Raw genomic sequence first — 1,564 nt, forward strand, 5'->3', positions numbered from 1 at the left:
TAGTTACCCCTGAAAAAGTCGGGCTATTTTGACAAAATAAAAAGGAATTCGGCACCTCAAAATGGAAATTGTTATTGTCCAGATAACAATCCATCCATCCCCGAGGGAAGAATTCCTTTGTTTAAGGAGTTCAACGCAGAGCCTCGGGAATCCTTCCTTGAGGTGATGAAAATGTTGAAACTTCGTGACGAGCAAATAACGATGTGGGATGCGATTCTTCCGGAAGCTGTTAGAACGCTGCCGGCCGAACTTGCCATCATCGATCGCTTGCTGGACGACGAAAAATTTCTTCAACCATTCGCGAAGCTGCATCCGAAAGGCAAGAAGAGCGGTCGCCCTACGCTGGCGATCGAGAAGTACATCCGTCTTATGGTCTTGAAACACAAATATAATTTGGGCTACGAGTCGCTCGTGAAGGAAGTTGGCGACAGCATCACCTGGCGAATGTTCTGCCGTATTGCCATCGATGAGAAGATGCCGGATCCGTCCACGCTCATCTATGCCCGCAAACGCTACGGCGATAAAATCGCCCAGGACATCAACGCTGCGCTTATCAAACAGTGTGAAGAAAAAGCGATTCTGAAAACCCGTAAATTCCGTACAGACACGACTGTCGTGGAATCCGACATTCATCACCCGACAGATGCTACGCTATTGCAGGATGGTGTGAAGGTCATCACGCGAATGATTCAGAAAATCCGCAAGGTCGCTTCCCACGCCGTTCAAGGCTTTGAAGATCGTACGGCTGAAGTTAAAGAAAAGATTCTGTCCATCGCCAAAGTACTGCGGCGTCGCACACGGGAATCGTGGGAAGAAGTTGACAAGATTACGCAAAGCGTAATCGAAGTAACCGACAGCGTCGTAAAGGGTGCACAAAGCGTCGTAGAAAAACTGCAAGACAAGGGCAAAACGGCCGTTCAGCAAAGCAAAGCAAAACTGTCGGCGGCGGTCGAGCTTACCGGGAAACTGCTGGAACAAGCCAGACAGGTCGTCTCCGGCAATCGTATCATCGCCGATCGTATCGTCAGCTTCTTTGACCCCGAAGCCAGGCCGATCAAGAAGGGCAAGCTAGCCAAAGGCACGGAGTTCGGATACAAGGTGCGAATCGACGAGACGGAAAGCGGCTTCGTCACCGGTTACGCCGTCTATGAGGGAAATCCCTCTGATGACGAATTGCTTGTTCCCGCCATAGAAGCACATATCAAGCAGTTCGGCAAAGCACCGCAGGCCGTAGCCACCGACCGCGGCTTCTCAAGCAAGAAGAATGAAGCAGCCATTACTGAACTTGGTGTAAAGCGAGCCAGCTTGCCGCGAAAGGGCAAGAAAGGCATTGCCCGCACGGAGTACGAAAACGAAAAATGGTTTAAGGACTTGCAGCGTTACCGTGCAGCCGGAGAAGCGAAGATTAGTCTTCTCAAGCGCAAGTACGGTTTGAACCGCAGCAGGTACCGGGGCTTTGCTGGCTCAAAATGCTGGGTCGGCTTCGGAATCCTGACCCACAATCTGCAAAGAGCAGCAAAAATGCTTCAAAACTAAGGTAGAAATAGAAATCCGGGGGAACCGA

Annotated in this window: 1 protein-coding gene; it reads left to right on the forward strand. The window is 50.6% G+C overall.

Annotated elements, in window-relative coordinates; genetic code table 11:
* Positions 1-171 precede the first annotated feature (171 nt).
* Positions 172-1,536, forward strand: coding sequence for an ISNCY family transposase (locus PVA01S_RS26295; protein WP_074730150.1), 1,365 nt, complete (start codon positions 172-174; stop codon positions 1,534-1,536).
* Positions 1,537-1,564 lie beyond the last annotated feature (28 nt).

The organism is Paenibacillus validus NBRC 15382, from assembly GCF_004000985.1.
GTDB lineage: Bacteria > Bacillota > Bacilli > Paenibacillales > NBRC-103111 > Paenibacillus_G > Paenibacillus_G validus.